The sequence below is a fragment of the Actinoplanes hulinensis genome, from assembly GCF_019429605.1.
Lineage (GTDB): Bacteria > Actinomycetota > Actinomycetes > Mycobacteriales > Micromonosporaceae > Actinoplanes > Actinoplanes campanulatus.
Genome location: NZ_JAHXZI010000001.1, coordinates 238,133 through 254,631, shown reverse-complemented (window position 1 = coordinate 254,631; position 16,499 = coordinate 238,133). Strand labels below are relative to the sequence as shown.

Genomic DNA, 16,499 nt, shown 5'->3' with positions numbered 1-16,499 from the left:
TTCTGTGGCCAGGGATCCACGTACGGTAATCGGCATGCCGAACCGTGGTGGTCTGCCGCCGCGCAACCCCCGCTTCGTGGGCCGCGATGACCTGCTGACCCGGGTCCGCGGCCTGCTCGGCAACGGTCCGGTGGTGCTGCTGCCGAGTCCGGAGCAGGAGCTCGGCGGCACCGGGCGCACCCAGCTCGCCATCGAGTACGCCCACCGCCACGCCGACGCGTACGACCTCATCTGGTGGATCCCGGCCGAGCAGACCGCCGGGACACGGGCGTCACTGGCCGGGCTGGCCCAGCGGCTCGGGGTGCCGGAGGCCCGCGACCTCAACCGGACACTCGGCGCGGTGCGTGACGCGCTCAGCCGGGGCGAGCCGTACAGGAACTGGCTGATCGTCTTCGAGAACGCCAACCGGCCCGAGGACATCACGCCGTACCTGCCCAGCGGCGCCGGGCACGTGCTGGTGACCAGCCGCGACCCACGATGGACGGCCGAGGTGGCGCAGGCCCTGCCGGTGCCGGTGTTCTCCCGGGCGGACAGTGTGGACCTGCTGCGGTCGCGGGCGCCGGAGTTGTCCGCGGCCGACGCCGACCGGATCGCCGCCCGCCTCGACGACGTGCCGATGGCCCTCGACCTGGCCGCCGCCGTCCGCGACGCCACCGGCCGCAGCGCCTCCGCCTACCTGTCCGACTACGATCGCCGCGCCGCCGAAGCCACCCCGATCCGGGTGGCCTGGGGGCTGGCCGCCGAGGCGCTCGGCGCCGGTGTCCCGGGCGACCGGATGCTGCTGGAGCTGTGCACCTTCCTGGCCAGCGCGCCGATCTCCTGGCGGCTGCTGTGGGCCGCCCGCACCCTGCCGCTGGAGCCGGAGCTGGCCGGCATCGTCCGGGTGGAGCGCCGGCTGCGGGCCGCGATGCGCCGGATCAGCCGGTACGGCCTGGCCGAGCTCGACCCGGCCGGGGAGCGGCTCACCGTGCATCCGCTGATCCGGGGCATGTTCAGTCGGGAGCTCAGCCCGGAGCGGCACGCGGCGCTCCGGCGTACGGTCCGGGGGATGCTGGCGGCCGCCGATCCGGGCGACCCCGACGACCCGGCGGGCTGGTACCGGTACGCCGAGCTGGCCCCGCACCTGATCCAGTCCGACCTGCTCGGCGGCGACGCCGAGGAGGTCCGCCAGCTGGTGGTCAACTGCATCCGGTACCACTTCGCCCGCGGCGACTACGACTCCAGCCGGGATCTGGCCGGCTCGGCCGCGACCCGCTGGCGCGACGTGCTGGGCGAGTCCGCCGAGCAGACCCTGCTGGCCTCGTTCCACCTGGCCAACGCGCTGCGGGCGGTCGGGCGCACGGCCGACGCGCGGAACCTGAACCTGCAGACCCTGCGTACCCAGCGGGAGGTGGCCGGCGCCGACGACGAGGTCACCCTGACCACCGCCAACAGCGTCGGCGGCGACCTGCGGATCCAGGGCCACTTCGGGCAGGCCCGGCAGCTGGACGCGGACAATCTGGTCCGCTACCGCCGGCTGTTCGGCGAGGGCTACCCGACCGCGCTGCGCTGCGCCAACAACCTCGCCGCCGACCTGCGGCTGCTCGGCGACTTCCGGGGCGCCCGGGTGCTGGACGAGCAGGTGCTGCGGCACCGCCAGGCGATCTTCGTGGACGGCCATCCGGAGATCGTGGCGACCCGGGCCGGGCTGGCCTTCGACCTGTTCGGCCTCGGCGACTACGCGGGCGCCGCCGAGGTGCTGGCCGCCCGTGGCGCGGACCTGCCGGAGGACCACATCTTCGCACTGTGGGCCGGCCGGGCCGCCGCGATGGTCGCCCGCCGCCGGGGCGACCCGTCGGCCCGCGCCCTGGCCGAGGCCAACCTCCGGGTCTGCCGGCAGCGGTTCGGTGAGTTGAGCGTCGACACCCTGGCCGCCGCCGTGTCGGCGGCACACTGCGCCCGCGCCGACGGCGACCTCGATCATGCCCACGAGCTGCTGGAACGCGCCGTCACCCGATATCACGCCGTGCTCGGCGACGAACATCCGTTCACGCTCGCCGCGTCGGCCGGGCTGGCCGGGATGATCCGGGCCGCGGGCCGGCACGCCGAGGCGCGGACCATCGGCGAGGAGGTTCTCGGCGGGCTGCGGCGCAGTGTCGGGGCCGATCATCCGTTCGCGCTGGGCTGCGCCAACGGGCTGGCCGCCGATCTCGCGGCGGTGGGCCGGGCGCAGCAGGCCCGGGAGCTGGCCGCCGACACGCTGCGCCGCTCCCGGGCGGTCCGCGGGCCGGATCATCCGGACACCGTGGCCTGCTCGTGGAACCTGGCGCTCACCGGCGGCGACGACGCGGCGCGGCAGCAGGCGCTCGACGGGTTCACCAAGGCGTACGGCGACGGCCACCCGGTGTTCCGGGTGACCGCCGCCGGTCATGCTGTGGAGACGGAGATCGATCTGCCGCCGCTATAGGATCTCCGCCGACTGCTTGTCGAGCAGGTTCGTCACCTCGACGGCCGGCATCGGCCGGGCGAAGTGGAAGCCCTGGGCCCGGCCGCAGGCCAGCTCGCGCAGCCGCTCCGCCTGCCCGGCGTCCTCCACACCCTCGGCCACCGGGTCCAGGTTGAAGGTCCGCGCGATGTGCAGCACCGCCTCGGCCACCGACGCCCCACCGGTCTCGGGCATGGCCTGCACGAACGAGCGGTCGATCTTGACCACGTCCACCGGCAGGGTGCTGAGGTGGCTGAGCGACGAGAAGCCGGTGCCGAAGTCGTCCAGCGCGATCCGTACGCCGAGCGCCTTGAGCGCGCTGAGCACCCGGGCCGACTCGACCAGGTCGGTGAGCGCCACCGACTCGGTCAGCTCCAGCACCAGGTCCTTCGGGGGCAGACCGGTACGGGTGAGCACCTCCCGCACCTCGTCCACGAGCCGCGGATCGGTCAGCTGGGACGCCGACAGGTTGACGTTCATCTCGAAACCGGGGAACTGGTTCTGCCAGTTCATCGCCTGCCGGCAGGCCTCCTCCAGAACCCAGCCGCCGAGCCGGGGCACCTGCCCGAGCTGCTCGGCCAGCTCCAGGAAGAGCGCGGGCGGGACCAGGCCCTTCTCCGGGTGCCGCCAGCGGACCAGGGCCTCCACACCGACGGTCATGCCGCCGGCGTTCAGGTCCACGATCGGCTGGTAGTGCACCTCGAACTCGCCGGCCTCCAGACCGCGCATCAGATCCTGCTCGGCCAGCCGCCGCTGCTCCGCCTTCGCGAACAGCACCGGGTCGAACCGCCGGGCCACCCCACCGCCGTCCCGTTTGGCCCGGATCAGGGCCTGGTCGGCGCGGCGCAGCACACCGTCCAGCCCGTCGCCGCCGTCGGAGACGGCGACACCCGCGCTGGCCCGGATGCTGATCGCCAGCCCGTTCAGCTGCAACGGGCGGTGCAGTTCGGTGAGGACACGCTCGGCCACCCCGACGGCGGCGTGCTCGTCCTCCAGGCCGGACAACAGCACCACGAACTCGTCGCCGTCCAGACGGGCCACGGTGTCGTTGGCGCGCACGTTCTCGGCGAGCCGCTCGGCCGCGGCGCGCAGCAGGTCGTCGCCGACCGCGTGCCCGAACATCTCGTTGACGTCCTTCATGCCGTCCAGGTCCACCACGATCACCGCGGTCTTGGTGCGGGCCGGCTCGGCCAGGACGTCCTCGGCGAACTCGACGAACATCCGCCGGTTGCCGAGCCCGGTGAGCGGGTCGCGGAACGCCTGCTGCGCCAGCAGCGTCTGCTGCCGGTTCCGGTCCGGGTCGGCCCGGTGGCTGAGGAACTGCCGCAGCAGCCCGGCCGCCGCGAGCAGCAGCAGCAACCAGACCGCGCCCGGGTGCAACCCGCCGGTGAGATGCCGGATGCCTACCGTGGTGAGCGCTGCGGCCACCGTGGCATACCGCAGAAGACCGCGCCGGGTGTCCAGCAGCAGCACGGCCGTGCCCAGGCAGAGCGCCGCGAGCAGCGGCACGATCCGGCCGCTCAGCCCACCGGGCTGCGCGGGATCGGCCGCCGGCCAGGCCAGCAGAACCAGCGACGCGAGCACCACGGCGTCGTCGACGACGATCCGCACCCGATCCCACAGAGCGTTGCGACCCATTTTGCACCTCCGGCGAGGAACATCGGTACCGGCCGGGCCTGCTTGAGTCATCCGCGGCGGGGTTTCCCGAGCCAGTCGGCGAGCACCGCGATCGAGGCCTCCGGGACGGCCTGGGCGACGGCGCGCATCACCTCGGGCCGGGCACGCACGGCCGGGTGCGGGGAGACCAGGGCGAGGCCCGCCCAGGCCGCGTCGTTCCCACGATCAACTTCAAGATCTATTTCGTACGCTCGTCGCGCGCTGCCGTGGGCACCCCGCAAGCAGGCGGCATCCGCGCCATTGCCGCGACCGCCGGGCGGAGCTGCCGGGTCACCCTTCAGCAGCGCCTTCACCAGCCGCAACCGGGAACCGTCCGCCAGTTCCCGCCCCGACCACGGCACTTGAACCGGCGTCACCTCCGGCGCGTCCCGCCCGGACCGCCAGGCCGCCGCGAGCCGGGCCGTGTCCACCGGGCCGACGCGCAGGTTCCGTAGCCGCCAGCGCAGCCGGTGGTCGGCGTTGGCCATGCCGGCCAGGCGTTCCACCTCGGGGTCCACCGGTTCGGCCAGCCACGGGCGCACCTCGTCGAGCAGGGCGGACACGAACCTGTCCCCGGCCGGGGTGAGCGCGCCACCGTCCCGCAGCTCGGACGCGGCCTCCGCGACGGCCGTGCGCCAGCGGGCGAACTCGAACCCGGCGTTCCGGTCCCGCCGCGCCCGCTCTCGCCAGAATCTGGTCACGGCCAGATACGCGTAGGCGCCGTGCAACACCCCGAAGGCCGGGCGCGGATCGTCCCGCCACGGCGAGTAGCCCCTCGTGCCGTCCGGTTCGACCAGGTCGAAGAGCAGGCCCGCGGCGTTCAGGACGCTGTGCTGGGTCTCGTGCAGCAGGCCCACGGCCAGAGCCACCGGATCCGGCGGCACCGACATGGCCACCGCGCCGAAGGCCTCCGCCGAGGTGGCGCTGATCCCGTCGGCGGTCGGGTCCGGCCGCACCGGGACGATCACCCGCAGCACCCCGGCCAGGGTGGTGGCGGCCGCGCGGTGCTCGCCGGCCAGCAGCGTCCAGGCCTGTTCCAGGCAGGACCGCCAGTGCGCCAGCTCCTCGGGGGTGACCGGCGCGGACGGGACCAGGCCCAGGTGGGCGCGGACCGGATCGGCGTCCTCCAGGCGCACCGACAGGGTCAGGCCGTCGTGGGAGGCGGTGAGCGGGTGACCGTCGCGGGGAGCGGGGGCGGGCATCGCCGACGGGCCACGGCGCAGCGCCTCGGCCGCCCACAGGCCGGTCATCGGGTCGGCGATCCAGTCCCGGGCGGAACCGGAGTCGCCGGCCGCGCTTTCCGCGTACCAGACAGGGGTTGACGGAAGGCCGCGCCGCACCTCGCGGAGGAGAAGCAGATGGCGGCTGAACTCCGCGCGGCGCAACGCGCCGAGGGTGTCGCCGGAGGGACGCCCGGCGCCCAGCGCGGCGAAGGCGGCGTCGCTGAGCCGGAAGGGTTGTACGGTCATGGGCGGACCGGCGCTCACAGTGCGGAGTTGAACCCGGCGATCGGCTCGCCGGACCGGCCGTCCCCGGTGACCCGGCGTAACGCCCGGGCGAGGGCCGAGTCTTCCTGCCCGGTCAGCTCGACCAAGTCCGCGAGGGAGGAATCGGAGAGGTCGATCATCACGGAGCGCCACTCCGCCGGCCCGCCGTCGTCCTGCCCCTCGTGCACTGTCTTCTCCTCCGCGAGCCGCTTGTGGCGATCGATGCGTTGTTTGAAAGGTTACGGCGGTCGCCGGGTCGGGTGAGGGGTGGGCGTCATCGCGGCGGGTGCTCGCGGGGTTTGTACGGCCGTGATCTCATGGGACATCACCGCAGTAATCAGGTAACGGAGGGCAAAGTGCTGGGTTTCGATGAGGCCGCCGCGCGGACCGGCGAAGAGCCGGAGCCGGCCGGGTTCGTGGCCGACGTCGATGAGCCGGTGATGCCGGTTCCGGAGTTCCCGACCTTCCACCACACCCCCACGCTGCCGCACCAGTTGCCGGGCAACGGGTTCGAGAGCGGGCGGGACAGCCGTGCACGGTGAACCCGGGGCGTCCCTGCCGCGGCGCGGGCCGGCGCCGGCCGTCGACCGGATGAGCAACGCCGAGCTGGCCCGGATGATCGAGTCCGAGCACCCCTACCGGGGGAGGGCCCTCTTCGAGCTCTGCGACCGGGTCGCGCTCGACGACGACGCGGCGACCAAGGTGGCGATGCTGTCGCGGCTCACGTCCCTGCGCCGGGCGCGGCTCTTCGACCGGGTGTCGCTGGCCTGGTCGGCGATCATCGCGCTGCTGGCGGCGGAGACCACGCACGCGCGGGAGGAGGCGTACGCGGCGTTCTTCGCGCTGGAGCCCGAGGGGCAGCGTGACCTGCTCGACTATCTGGAGGTCGGGAAGATCGAGGAGGCCCACCCCCGTATCACGTGAGCGGGCCTCCGAGGGTGGGTTCAGGCCTCTACGCGGACGTCTCTACGGAACGCCACCCGGTCGCGGACCGCCGAGGCATCCGGTTTCGGATCCGGGAAGAACCACGCGGCGTCCGGCGCGACCTCGCCGTCCGCCCGGAGCGAGTAGTAGGACGCCCGGCCCTTCCAGGGGCAGACGGTGTGCGTGTCCGACGGGACGAGCACGTCCTCACGAACGCTGGCGAGAGGGAAATAGTGGTTGCCCTCGAGTACCACCGTGTCGTCGCTCTCGGCGATCACTTCGTCGTTCCAGATGGCCTTCGGCATGTCCCGAACGTAGCGCGCTCGCGGCTTTGTGTCTGATATGTGCGATTTATTCACCTCCCGTGGGTGAATTGCCGCTTCGATTCCGACGTTCTAGAGTCGAGTTTCCGATCTTCAGGAACGGATCCGATGTCTCGTCTCGACCAGCTGCGCGGCTCCGGGCGGGCCAAGCGCCACAACGCCCGGACCATCGCCGCGCTCACCGGCAACCCCGGCTGCAACCGCCGGGCCGTCCTCGACGCGGCCGGCATCGACAAACTCAAGCTCGCCGAACGGGTCGGCTTCCCCGGCGGCTTCGGCCAGTCGCGGTTCGCCCTGACCCGCGGCAACGCCTTCGAGGCCATGCTCAAAGCCGACGACTGCGCGCTGCTGCGGTCCGTGCTGGAGGTCGACCTCGGCGTCGGCTACCAGGACCTGGGTGCGGACGACGACGACACCCTCGGGTCCCGGCACGACCGGACCGCCGGCCTGCTCGCCGGCGCCACGGCCGCCCTCATCGACCATCCGCTGCTCACCCTCGACGTCGCCGGGCAGACCGTCTACCTCGAACCGGACCTGATCGCGTACGCCCACCAGGGCCGCCTCCAGGTCGTCGAGATCAAGTCGTTCGCGATCCTCGACGGGCAGGCGGAGAGCGCCAAGGTGTCCGGCGCCGCCGTACAGGCCGCCGTCTACGTGCTCGCCCTGCGCGCCCTGCTGGAGCGGCTCGGCCTCGACCCGTCGCTGGTCAGCCACGAGGTCGTGCTCGTCTGCCCGGAGAACTTCTCGCTCCGGCCCGTCGCGGTCGTCCTCGACGTGCGCAAACAGCTCTCCACCCTGCGCCGCCAGCTCTCCCGGCTGGCCTCCGTCGACGCGCTGGCCGCCGCCCTCCCCGACGACCTCAGCTTCGACCTGGCCCTCGACCCGGCGATGCTGGTGACCGCTCTCGGGCACATCGAGCCGCGGTACGCGCCCGAGTGCCTCTCCGCCTGCGAACTCTCCGTCTTCTGCCGCAGCGAGGCGGCGGGCAGCACGGCGGCGCTCGGCCGGTCGGTCCGGGAGTCACTCGGCGGCATCGAGAGCGTCGAGGAGGTGCTGGCGCTGGCCTCCGGTGAGCGCGAGCCCACCGAGGAGCAGGCCGAGGCGGCGGCGATGCTGCGGGCCGCCCTCCGCCTCCGCACCGAGGTCCTGCCTTGACCCACCTTCTTTTCGCCGTGCTTCCGGTGGTGTTTCGGTGAGTACGCTTACCGCGCTCGCGCGGGCGCTGGCCGTCGCGGAAGGGCGGGCGCAGCCCATCGCGACCGTCCGCCACCTGCATGTGCACGACCATCCGCTGATCCTGATCCCGCTGGCCATGGCGGGCGAGGCGAACGCGCCCCTCGCCGCACTGGTCGGCACCGACCCGGCACGGCCCCGGCTGCTGACCGTCGCGCAGCCGCGGAACCGGGACGACCGGTTCGGCTTCGCCGCGGAACTCGCCGGAGTGCTGGTCCCGTACCTCGACTCGTTCACGGACCAGACCGAGGACGTCCCGGTCGACCGCGGTAAGGACGTCCGCCGGCGCTACGTCGACGCCCCGCAGCTCTGGGTGCCCAACCCGGGCGGCATCGACTTCCTGCGGCTCTTCGGGCGATCCACCCGCTTCCGTACGGTCGACGGCGAGAACCCGGTTCCGGCCGCCGTACCGCTGCTCGGCCGATGGCTCACCTTCTTCACCAACACCGCCGAGGTGCCCGGCTCATCGCTGCTGGTCAACGCGGTACAGGCGCTCGGCCTGCACTGGGCGACCGGGCAGAGCGGCGCCGAGGACGCCCAGTTCGGCGCCCAGCTGGCGTGGATCGAGTCCGGCGCGGCGGCCGCCCGGGAAGCCGAGAACGGCCCGGTCGCGGGCCCCGCCACCGACCCCGACTTCGACAACCGGGTGCTGGCCCCGCTCATCGAACGGTCCGCCCCGGAACTCCCGGGCGTACTCCGCGACCTGCTGCTCCCCACCTGGGAGCGGATGTGGCGCACGCTCACCCTGCTCCGCCGGCTCCCGGCCGGAGAACGGGTCCGGCTCCGCTGGGACACCGACCGCGACGCCTTCACCGCCTTCACCCAGCACCTGGCCGAAGGCGGTCCACCCCAGCCCCGCCGCGACGGGGCGGTCGCCGCCGCGGCCCGGTTGCAGCGCCTCGAGAACGCCGCCACCCGTTACGCGGTCCAGCGCGCCTTCGACGACCCGCTGGTCCTGGCCGAATACCGCCTCACCGGGGCCGCCTTCGCCGGGATCGTCACCCTGGCCAAGGCCGACCGCATCGACGACAGCGGCAAACGGCCCGTCCTCCGCCCGCGCATCATGGTCCACACCACCGAGCCGGTACGGGTGGAACCCGGCACCTCCCTGACCTCGCCCACCCGCCCGTCCCAGAAGGCCCGGGTCGTCTCGGTGACCCCGGCGGCCCCCGAAGGCCACGACGTCCTCCTGGAACTCTCCGGCGGGATGGGCCGCAAGCTGGTGGCCGAGCCGGGTTCGGTCCCCGCCGTCGGCGAACACCTCATACTCACCACCCTGAGCGAGGCCTACCGCCCGAGCGGAGCCCTGCCCGACCCCGCCGAAACCCCATGGACACACGGCGGCCCGCCAACCCCCGCCGACCAGACCCCCACCCCCACACAAATCCCAACTCCCACCCCCACACCACAACCCACGTCCGCCCCCGTTCCCCACCCGAACACCGCCCCCGGCACACCGAGCGACTCCAATCCAGCCCCCGCCGTCGCCGACGCACCCCTCGCTGCCGATCCCGACGCACCCCCCGCCGTCGCCGCCGCCCGGAACGCCGATCACCGCAGCTGACAACTCCCAGGCGCCCCCGCCGTTGATCTTGTCCGGCTGGCTCTCCGGGCTGTTTGAGACCCCTTGAGACATCTCGGAGAGCCAGCCGCGAAGATCCATTCCCGCGGAACTCGTCCCAGCCACGGAACGGTCACCCTGAGCGGTACGGCGGTGCACTCGACGTCCCCCGCAAAACGCCGCCGGTGTCGAGGCAAGTGATCTGCCGACGCCAGCGGGTTTTGCTGGCGGCGGGAGATCACCTGCCTCGACACCGGTTACAAGGCGTTTTGCCGCGGAGCGAAGCGGAGCCATCAGGCCCAGCGTTTTGCCGCGGAGCGAAGCGGAGCCATCAGGCCCAGCGGAGCAACTCAGCTCAGCCCAACCGGACCAGCAGTAGGGCTATGTCGTCGCTGCGGTGGGGGGCGACCTCCAGGAGTCGGGTGCACAGTTCGTCGCCGGGGCTGCCGGCGTAGGTGCGCAGGACCGCGGACAGGCGGTCGATGCCGTCGTCGAGAAACTGGTCGCGATCCTCGACGAGGCCGTCGGTGTAGAGGAGCAGCGTCGAGCCCGGTGGCACGTCGCGATGGTCGGTGCTGCGCGGTTCGCGTGGCGGCAGGCCGAGCAGCGGCTCCGGTGGCACCCACCAGACCTGGACCGAGCCGTCCGGCAGGAGCAGCAGCGGTGGTGGGTGGCCGGCGTTGCCGAAGCCGATCGCGTAACCGGTCGCCGACTTGCGGACCCGGGCCAGCACCATGGTCGCGGAGGCCGGGACCCGCAGGCCGTGCAGCGTGTTGTCGAGCGCGGTGAGCAGGGCGCCGGGCTCCTCGTCCCGCCCGTACGCATCTCCCCGGACCAGATTGCGCAGCTGCCCCATGGTCGCGGCGGCCTCGATGTCGTGCCCCGAGACGTCCCCGACCGCGACGATGACGCTGCCGTCGGGCTGGACGAAGGCGTCATACCAGTCGCCACCGACCGCCGCGCCGTCCTGCGCGGGAAGATACCGGGCGTGCAGCTCGACGCCGGGGATTTCCGGCAGATCGGTGAGCATGCTGCGCTGGAGCACCTCGGCGACGTGCCGCTGCTCCCGGTAGAGACGGCTGTTCTCCACGGCGAGCCCGGCCCGGCGGCCGATCTCGGCGGCGGTCCACTCCTCGGCGGCCGTGAAGCCCCGCCGCTCGGGGTGGTTGACGAGAAGCACCGCACCGAGCGCACGCCGCCGCACCGGTGAGCTGATCGGGACGATCAGCGACGCCCCGAACCCGGCCCGGGTGGTGATCTCGGCCAGTTCGGTGTCGGCGATCCGGCTCCGCAGGTCGGCCGCTCCGTCGCCGCTGCGGAACGGCCGCCCGCCCCGCCGGACGGCGAGCAGCATCGAGCGCAGATCGTCGCGGGCGAAGTCGGCCAGTGCGGCGAGGCGGCCCATGTCGGTGGCGCGCTCCGGATCGCGGTGCGTGGCGACGACGGATGCCGGGCCGCCCGGATCGTCGGCGATCGCGACCACGCACCAGTCGGCGAGCCGGCTCGTGACGATGCCACCGAGGCGGCGCATGGCCTCCTCCACGTCCATGGTGGCGGCCAGCGACTCGGTCAGCTCGGCCAGCAGCTCCAGTTGTTGATGCGCCGACTCGGCGGTCCGCCGGGCCTCGTCCGCGGCGGCCCGGGCGATCCGCAGGCACACCTCCGAGGAGCAGACCGCGGCCAGCTCGCTGAGCAGGGCGATCTCACTCGGGGTCCAGACGCGGGGTTCGTGGTCGACGGCGCAGAGGGTGCCGACGATCAGCCCGTCCGGGTCGGTGATGGGCGCTCCCGCGTACGCGATGGCGCCGATCTCGGCGATGGCGGGGTTGTCCCGCATCCGCGGGTCGGAGCGCACATCCGACACGACCTGCATCTCTCCGGCGGTCACGACGTGGCGGCTGAAGGAGTGGGTGAGCGGCATCTCGCGGGTCGAGGCCAGCGGGTCCGGAACACCGACCTGACCGGCCAGCACCTGACGGTCCAGGTCGACCAGGCAGACCACGCCCATCGGGGCGTCGACCAGCTTGCGGACCAGCATTGCCACCCGGTCGAAGGCCTCGTCGGGCAGCGGGCCACCGATCAGCCGGCGAACCGACCTGAGGCGTAGCGGATCAGCGAGCACTCTCCGCTCGGCTTCGCCGATCAGGTCCCACTGAAGCACCATCGCCCCCCGGCCGGTCCGCTGCCAGGCTACCGGCGGGAGGTGGGGAGCCGCCGCTCCAGCCCTGACCCGATCATCCGTTTCGCCTCGTCCGAACGGATGACCCGACCCCGTAGCCGGGACGTATCCGCCGGTCAGGCCGCAGACGGTGGACCGTGCTCTAACGGGTGGCGCCGGCCGGCGGTCAGGCCGGACCGGAGCGTGCCGCGAATTTCCGCCCGGCCGAGCCCGGCGTGCCGCGCGGCCGCGGTCAACTCCCAGCACACCGTCGACTCCGCCAGCAGCCCGGCTCCGACCAGCCGCCCGAGGGCGAAGGCGGCCCGGTTGAGCGTGTCGTTCCGTGAACCGGCGGGGGCGCGCGCGACCCGGCCGGTCTCCGCCTCCAGAGCCGCTTCCGCATATCGGCCGGGATGCGTGACCGGACGCTCCCGCACGGGTGGCGGAGGGCCCGCGATCAGCGCCAGCAGCGTCGCCGGCCCGATGGGCAGGGCCACGGCCGGGCGCCGGATCCAGCGGTAGTCGCCGCCGGTGGCGTGCCTCGACGGCGGGGCCAGGACGTAACCGCCCGCCCCGCGCCAGTCGAGTCCGGGCAGCAGGCGGACGCGATTGCCACAGCCGGTCGGGCGGAACCACAGATGACGGCCGCCCCCGCCGGTGCGCACCTGGGGGCCGGGTGGGAGGTCGCCGCCGAGGAGGTGACGCAGCCCGTGCCAGCCCTCGGCGGAGTCGACGTCGGCCACGTCCATCACCACCCCGGTCCGCAGGCCCACGTTGGCGCGTGGCCAGAACGTCCACCACAGCCTGATCTGATGGGGATCGGTGGACGCCTCGCTGAGGCCGTGCCGGAGACGGGGGTGCTTGCCGGGACTGTCGCATCGCGCTCCTCTGTGGCAGGAACAGACGCCACCCTGGTCAGGCGTGTGCACCGGCAGGACGGGGATGCCGTGCCGTGCGTACGCGAGGGCAGCCGTGAGCGACATTAGAACAACCGTACGACACTTCAGTGCCCCGGCAGAGTCCGCAGAACGTGCGCGATGTGGTGCGAGGTGCTCCACGCGATCCAGCTGGCCGAGCTGCCGGCGCCCCGCGCGGTCCGGGCCCGTTTGGCGATCTCGGCATCGCCCCAGGAGAAGCGCGCGCCCGCCGCCGGCCACTGCGGTGAGGTCACCAGCGTGCGGCAGAGGTCGTGGCACCGGTCGTCGCTCCGGCCGCCGCGCCGGGCCCAGCGGTAGATCCACCAATCCGCCTCGGTGGTGTAGCGCAGTGTCGGCAGCTGCCGGTGATGCTGGACTCCGCGGCGCCGGACCGGTGAGGTGACGCCGTAGTCCGCGTACCCCACGCCGGGCTCGCCGAGCCGGGCCCAGACCCGGGCGTCCAGGCGGCCCACCGCGACCGGCCGGTCGGTCGGCAGATCGTCGAGGTTGGGCGGCATGGCGCCGGAGGCCACGCTGATCGACCGCCACGGTGTCGCCCGGGCCCAGCGCAGCACCCGGCGGGCACGGTCCTCCACCTCGCTGGCGTGTGCCGAGCAGGCCGTCTCGGCCAGGTCGATGAGCAGGTGCACGTCGTCCGGATCGAGGGTGGAGGCACGCAGCAGCCGTTCGGTGACGGCGTCGGCCTCGGCCGGGTTGCCGGCGTCGGCGTGCGGCCGTAGCCGGAGCACGGCCCGGCGCCGGTGCATCCGCGCGGCCCGGCCGTGTGCGGCCAGGCGCGGGCCGCTCTCGTCCGGCCGCAGCACCGGGATCAGGCCGAGGCCGAGGTCGGCCAGCCGCCCGGCGAGGTGCTCCGGGGCGTCGATCTCGGGCAACTGCCCGAAGTCGACGGCGATCGTCCCGGTACGCGGGCGGAGCTCCCGGAGCATGGCGAGCAGTCCGCTGTCCGGCTCCAGCTCGACGACCGGGATCACCCGGGCGGCCTCCTCCGCGGAGAGGTGCGCCAGCGCGGTCAGCTCACCCCGGCGTGGTCGCAGGATGGGGAGGTAGGCCCCGTCGAACGGCATGCTCCCACGGTAGACGTATCGATGGTTACCGTTGGGTTACGTTCGGTGCAAATGGGCCAGCATCGACTGATTCGCCTCCCATCCGTCCGGGAACTTGACCGGCACGTTGAGATGGACCGGCTCGGTCGACGGGTGTGCGTCGAGCAGTTCGGCGATCCCGGCGCGGGCCACCAGCACGCAGGCGTGCCGGTGCCGTGAGGTCAGCACGCACAGCCGCCCCGACTCCAGGTGGAAGGCGGTGGCGTCGCGCCGGCCGGAGAGCGGGTGCAGCACGACGGTCAGGTCGTACTCCCTGCCCTGTAGACGGTTCGCCGTGTCCACGGTGACCTCGGCTGCCTCCGGTGGCAGCAGGGACCGGATCGCCGCCACCTGGTCGCGGTGGGCCGCGCCGATCGCGATCCGCTCCGGCGTGAGCCGCCCGCTCCCGGCCTCGGAGACGGCGATCCCCTCCCGGGTCAGGGCCCGTGCGGCCAGCTCGGCACATGCAGCGGCGGCCTCCGCATCGGTACGCACGGTGAAGCGCTCCGGCAACTCGTGCAGCCCCCAGCCGGTGGCCGCCGCGGTGTCCAGCACCGTGTCGAGCGTGTCCCGCGCGGGCTGCTCGAAAGTGAGCGTGCGATCGCCCGGCCCCGTGCCCGAGCGGAAGCCGGTGAACGGGTAGAAGGCCCGGGCCACCACCGGCGCCGCCGACGCGGGCAGTCGCCAGGAGACCGGCAGCCGGTGCACCGGAAGCTCCGGATTGTGCCGCAGCAGGACGGCCACCGCGCTCTGCATCGGGTCCCAGGAGAGGCCGATCCACCGGTCCACCTCGACGGTCGAGAACGGGTCGAGCTGTCCGGGGTCGCCGACGAACAGGGCCCGCTCGAACCGTGGCGCGACCCGCAACAACGCGTCCGAGCGCATCTGGTAGGCCTCGTCGACGATCGCCCACGGCCACCTGCCCTCGGTCACGGTGGCCCATTTCGCCGCCGTGCCGATGGTGACCGGTGGTGAGCCCAGATCGGCCACCTTGGCCGCCACCCGGCACCGCGGATGTGCCCGCACCCGGGCGGTCGGCTCGTAGTCGACCGCGGACAGCCGGCCCACCCCGATCTCCGGCGACCGGGTGCCGAGACGGTCGATCAGATCATCCACCTGCTCGTTGGTCTGCGCCACGATCATCAGTGGCGCGCCGGTGGCGGCCAGCTCGCCGGCCGCCCGGACCACCAGGGTCGATTTGCCGGCGCCCGGTGGGGAGTCGACCACCACCCCACGGTGGGCGCCGCTGAGCAGATCGCCCAGAACGGCGGCGATGACGGTGGCGGCCTCCTCGGCCGGCGTGACGAGTGCGTGCGAACTCACCCCGGCACGGTATCGCCCGTCCCCGACAGAACCACGGCTATCCACAGACCACGGTTGTCCACAGGCCCGTCCCCGGGCTCGCGCCGATCTCGCTACCGTCTGCCGCGAAGTCGTCACGCTGGATGAGGAGGCGCCATGTTCGACGGCCGGGATCTGCACGAGGCCGAGCGGTGGATCGACGAGTGGCGGTGCGCCATCGACGAGCGGGCGGATCGGGCCCGCACCCTCTCCGTCCGCCTGGCACAGCTCGCCGAGACCGCCCGTAGCCCCGACGGCCTGGTCACCGTGACGGTCGGTGCGGGCGGCGACCTGACGGCGCTCGACCTCGGTGAGGGCATCCGCCGGCGGCCCGCGGGCGACACCGCGCGGGAGATCATGGCGACCCTGCGGGCCGCCCGGAGCCGGCTGCTCACGGCCGTGACGGCGGTTACCCACGAAACGGTGGGCGCGGATTCCGCGACCGGTCGCGCGGTTATCGAGACCTATGCGGCCGGGGTGAACCGAACCGATTAAGCACGGAGCGGGCCGGCCGCACTCCGAAATGGCGGGCGAATGGCATTCGCCGACTCGATATCCGAGGTACTTTCCGGCGCAATTTTCCGGTACGAAATCAATCTACCCCTCGGTAGGGAAGGATCTTGCCTGCTGGGGCGCGGGTGGGGGTGATCGACAGAAAAGGGGAATGGGCGAAAGAAACGGCACGCAGGCGGTGCGGAAATGCCGCGACCGGTCCCGGGTTCGGGTGCGGTGGAAAGCGCTGCAACGTTTCCGCTGGTGACGACCCGTGAAGGACGGTTCCCGGGCGGCTTGGGTTGCGGTAGGGAAAACGTCCCGTGGGTGCGGCCCTCGCGTCCGTGGGAGGGGCTGGCTGTGAGCAACATGACAGGTGCCGCGCGTCCGGGTGGAGTGGCGCCCGAGGGCGCAACACGTGATCGGCTGGGCGTGACCAGCCTCCTGGCGGAGAGCGTTTCCCGGTCCGCCCGCTCGCTTCATGAGCGAAGTGACGGGTATCCGACAGTTGACCCCGTCCGGTTGACGGTGCCGCCCGGCGAGGGTCCACGCGGGTCGCGGTCCGTCGGGCCGGGTGGTGAAAAGGGACGCGCGTACTGCAACGCATTTCACCGCTTCGGGGGTGCGCCGGCCGGGCTGCCGAGTGATCGATCAACTCGTGCTGTCGCAGGTCACACGGTATTTGATCACGTCTTGTGAAACGATGTTTGCCTGTGTGTCACCACTCGGAAATAACTCTCGGCTTCACTGGCAAGTGTCGGTGAATAGTGAAGCGGGCGTGGGGGGGGGGCGGGGCCCCCCAACCCCCACCGGCGCCGGGAGCGGGGGGAGCCCCCCCCC

Annotated in this window: 14 protein-coding genes; 6 read left to right on the top strand and 8 right to left on the bottom strand. The window is 72.9% G+C overall.

Features of this window, described 5'->3' with window-relative positions:
- Positions 1-34 precede the first annotated feature (34 nt).
- Positions 35-2,446 carry an FxSxx-COOH system tetratricopeptide repeat protein gene (fxsT, locus tag KZ829_RS01235; RefSeq protein ID WP_220142025.1) on the top strand — a complete coding sequence of 804 codons (2,412 nt, stop codon included), beginning with the start codon at positions 35-37 and terminating at the stop codon, positions 2,444-2,446.
- Here fxsT and KZ829_RS01230 read toward each other — a convergent pair.
- The 3 genes from KZ829_RS01230 to fxsA are packed head-to-tail and all read right to left on the bottom strand — an operon-like array spanning position 2,441 to position 5,795.
- Positions 2,441-4,102 carry a putative bifunctional diguanylate cyclase/phosphodiesterase gene (locus KZ829_RS01230; RefSeq protein WP_220142024.1) on the bottom strand — a complete coding sequence of 554 codons (1,662 nt, stop codon included), beginning with the start codon at positions 4,100-4,102 and terminating at the stop codon, positions 2,441-2,443. The genes fxsT and KZ829_RS01230 overlap by 6 nt on opposite strands.
- Before the next feature lie 47 nt (positions 4,103-4,149).
- Positions 4,150-5,589 (bottom strand): aKG-HExxH-type peptide beta-hydroxylase, encoded by a 1,440-nt coding sequence (locus KZ829_RS01225; RefSeq protein WP_220142023.1) that lies wholly within the window; start codon positions 5,587-5,589, stop codon positions 4,150-4,152.
- Positions 5,590-5,603: 14 nt separating this feature from the next.
- Positions 5,604-5,795: an FxSxx-COOH cyclophane-containing RiPP peptide gene (gene fxsA / locus KZ829_RS01220; RefSeq protein ID WP_308285293.1), complete on the bottom strand. Its 192-nt coding sequence runs from the start codon at positions 5,793-5,795 to the stop codon at positions 5,604-5,606.
- 168 nt (positions 5,796-5,963) lie between these two features.
- Between fxsA and KZ829_RS01215 the strand changes: the two genes are divergently transcribed.
- Positions 5,964-6,149 (top strand): hypothetical protein, encoded by a 186-nt coding sequence (locus KZ829_RS01215; protein ID WP_220142022.1) that lies wholly within the window; start codon positions 5,964-5,966, stop codon positions 6,147-6,149.
- Positions 6,139-6,531, top strand: a complete 393-nt coding sequence (locus KZ829_RS01210) for a hypothetical protein (RefSeq protein WP_229795257.1) — start codon at positions 6,139-6,141, stop codon at positions 6,529-6,531. The genes KZ829_RS01215 and KZ829_RS01210 overlap by 11 nt, the downstream gene beginning before the upstream one ends.
- Positions 6,532-6,551: 20 nt before the next feature.
- On the opposite strand, the gene KZ829_RS01205 is transcribed toward KZ829_RS01210, so the two are convergent.
- On the bottom strand, positions 6,552-6,836 hold the full coding sequence (locus tag KZ829_RS01205) for a DUF427 domain-containing protein (protein WP_204297245.1): 285 nt from the start codon (positions 6,834-6,836) through the stop codon (positions 6,552-6,554).
- Positions 6,837-6,962: 126 nt separating this feature from the next.
- On the opposite strand from KZ829_RS01205, the gene KZ829_RS01200 reads away from it, so the two are divergent.
- Positions 6,963-8,009: a hypothetical protein gene (locus KZ829_RS01200; RefSeq protein ID WP_220142021.1), complete on the top strand. Its 1,047-nt coding sequence runs from the start codon at positions 6,963-6,965 to the stop codon at positions 8,007-8,009.
- Between the two features lie 37 nt (positions 8,010-8,046).
- Positions 8,047-9,651, top strand: a complete 1,605-nt coding sequence (locus tag KZ829_RS01195) for a hypothetical protein (RefSeq protein ID WP_308285292.1) — start codon at positions 8,047-8,049, stop codon at positions 9,649-9,651.
- 352 nt (positions 9,652-10,003) lie between these two features.
- On the opposite strand, the gene KZ829_RS01190 is transcribed toward KZ829_RS01195, so the two are convergent.
- The 4 genes from KZ829_RS01190 to KZ829_RS01175 form a co-directional block, all read right to left on the bottom strand.
- Entirely contained in the window at positions 10,004-11,812 is a 1,809-nt protein-coding gene (locus KZ829_RS01190; protein WP_220142020.1) for a SpoIIE family protein phosphatase, read from the bottom strand.
- Between the two features lie 131 nt (positions 11,813-11,943).
- Positions 11,944-12,789 (bottom strand): bifunctional DNA primase/polymerase, encoded by an 846-nt coding sequence (locus KZ829_RS01185; RefSeq protein WP_220142019.1) that lies wholly within the window; start codon positions 12,787-12,789, stop codon positions 11,944-11,946.
- Positions 12,790-12,809: 20 nt separating this feature from the next.
- Positions 12,810-13,808, bottom strand: a complete 999-nt coding sequence (locus KZ829_RS01180; RefSeq protein WP_220142018.1) for a beta family protein — start codon at positions 13,806-13,808, stop codon at positions 12,810-12,812.
- Between the two features lie 36 nt (positions 13,809-13,844).
- On the bottom strand, positions 13,845-15,149 hold the full coding sequence (locus tag KZ829_RS01175) for an AAA family ATPase (protein ID WP_220142017.1): 1,305 nt from the start codon (positions 15,147-15,149) through the stop codon (positions 13,845-13,847).
- A gap of 135 nt (positions 15,150-15,284) precedes the next feature.
- On the opposite strand from KZ829_RS01175, the gene KZ829_RS01170 reads away from it, so the two are divergent.
- The gene (locus KZ829_RS01170; protein WP_220142016.1) at positions 15,285-15,662 is read left to right on the top strand and encodes a YbaB/EbfC family nucleoid-associated protein; all 378 of its coding nucleotides are present in this window, start codon (positions 15,285-15,287) and stop codon (positions 15,660-15,662) included.
- Positions 15,663-16,499: the final 837 nt, after the last annotated feature.

What these genes read in the sequence shown, in the direction of transcription:
- fxsT (WP_220142025.1), top strand. Translation starts at nt 35, where the DNA reads ATGCCGAACCGTGGTGGTCTGCCGCCGCGCAACCCCCGCTTCGTGGGC.
- KZ829_RS01230 (WP_220142024.1), bottom strand. Translation starts at nt 4,102, where the DNA reads ATGGGTCGCAACGCTCTGTGGGATCGGGTGCGGATCGTCGTCGACGAC.
- KZ829_RS01225 (WP_220142023.1), bottom strand. Translation starts at nt 5,589, where the DNA reads ATGACCGTACAACCCTTCCGGCTCAGCGACGCCGCCTTCGCCGCGCTG.
- KZ829_RS01205 (WP_204297245.1), bottom strand. Translation starts at nt 6,836, where the DNA reads ATGCCGAAGGCCATCTGGAACGACGAAGTGATCGCCGAGAGCGACGAC.
- KZ829_RS01200 (WP_220142021.1), top strand. Translation starts at nt 6,963, where the DNA reads ATGTCTCGTCTCGACCAGCTGCGCGGCTCCGGGCGGGCCAAGCGCCAC.
- KZ829_RS01190 (WP_220142020.1), bottom strand. Translation starts at nt 11,812, where the DNA reads ATGGTGCTTCAGTGGGACCTGATCGGCGAAGCCGAGCGGAGAGTGCTC.
- KZ829_RS01185 (WP_220142019.1), bottom strand. Translation starts at nt 12,789, where the DNA reads ATGTCGCTCACGGCTGCCCTCGCGTACGCACGGCACGGCATCCCCGTC.
- KZ829_RS01180 (WP_220142018.1), bottom strand. Translation starts at nt 13,808, where the DNA reads ATGCCGTTCGACGGGGCCTACCTCCCCATCCTGCGACCACGCCGGGGT.
- KZ829_RS01170 (WP_220142016.1), top strand. Translation starts at nt 15,285, where the DNA reads ATGTTCGACGGCCGGGATCTGCACGAGGCCGAGCGGTGGATCGACGAG.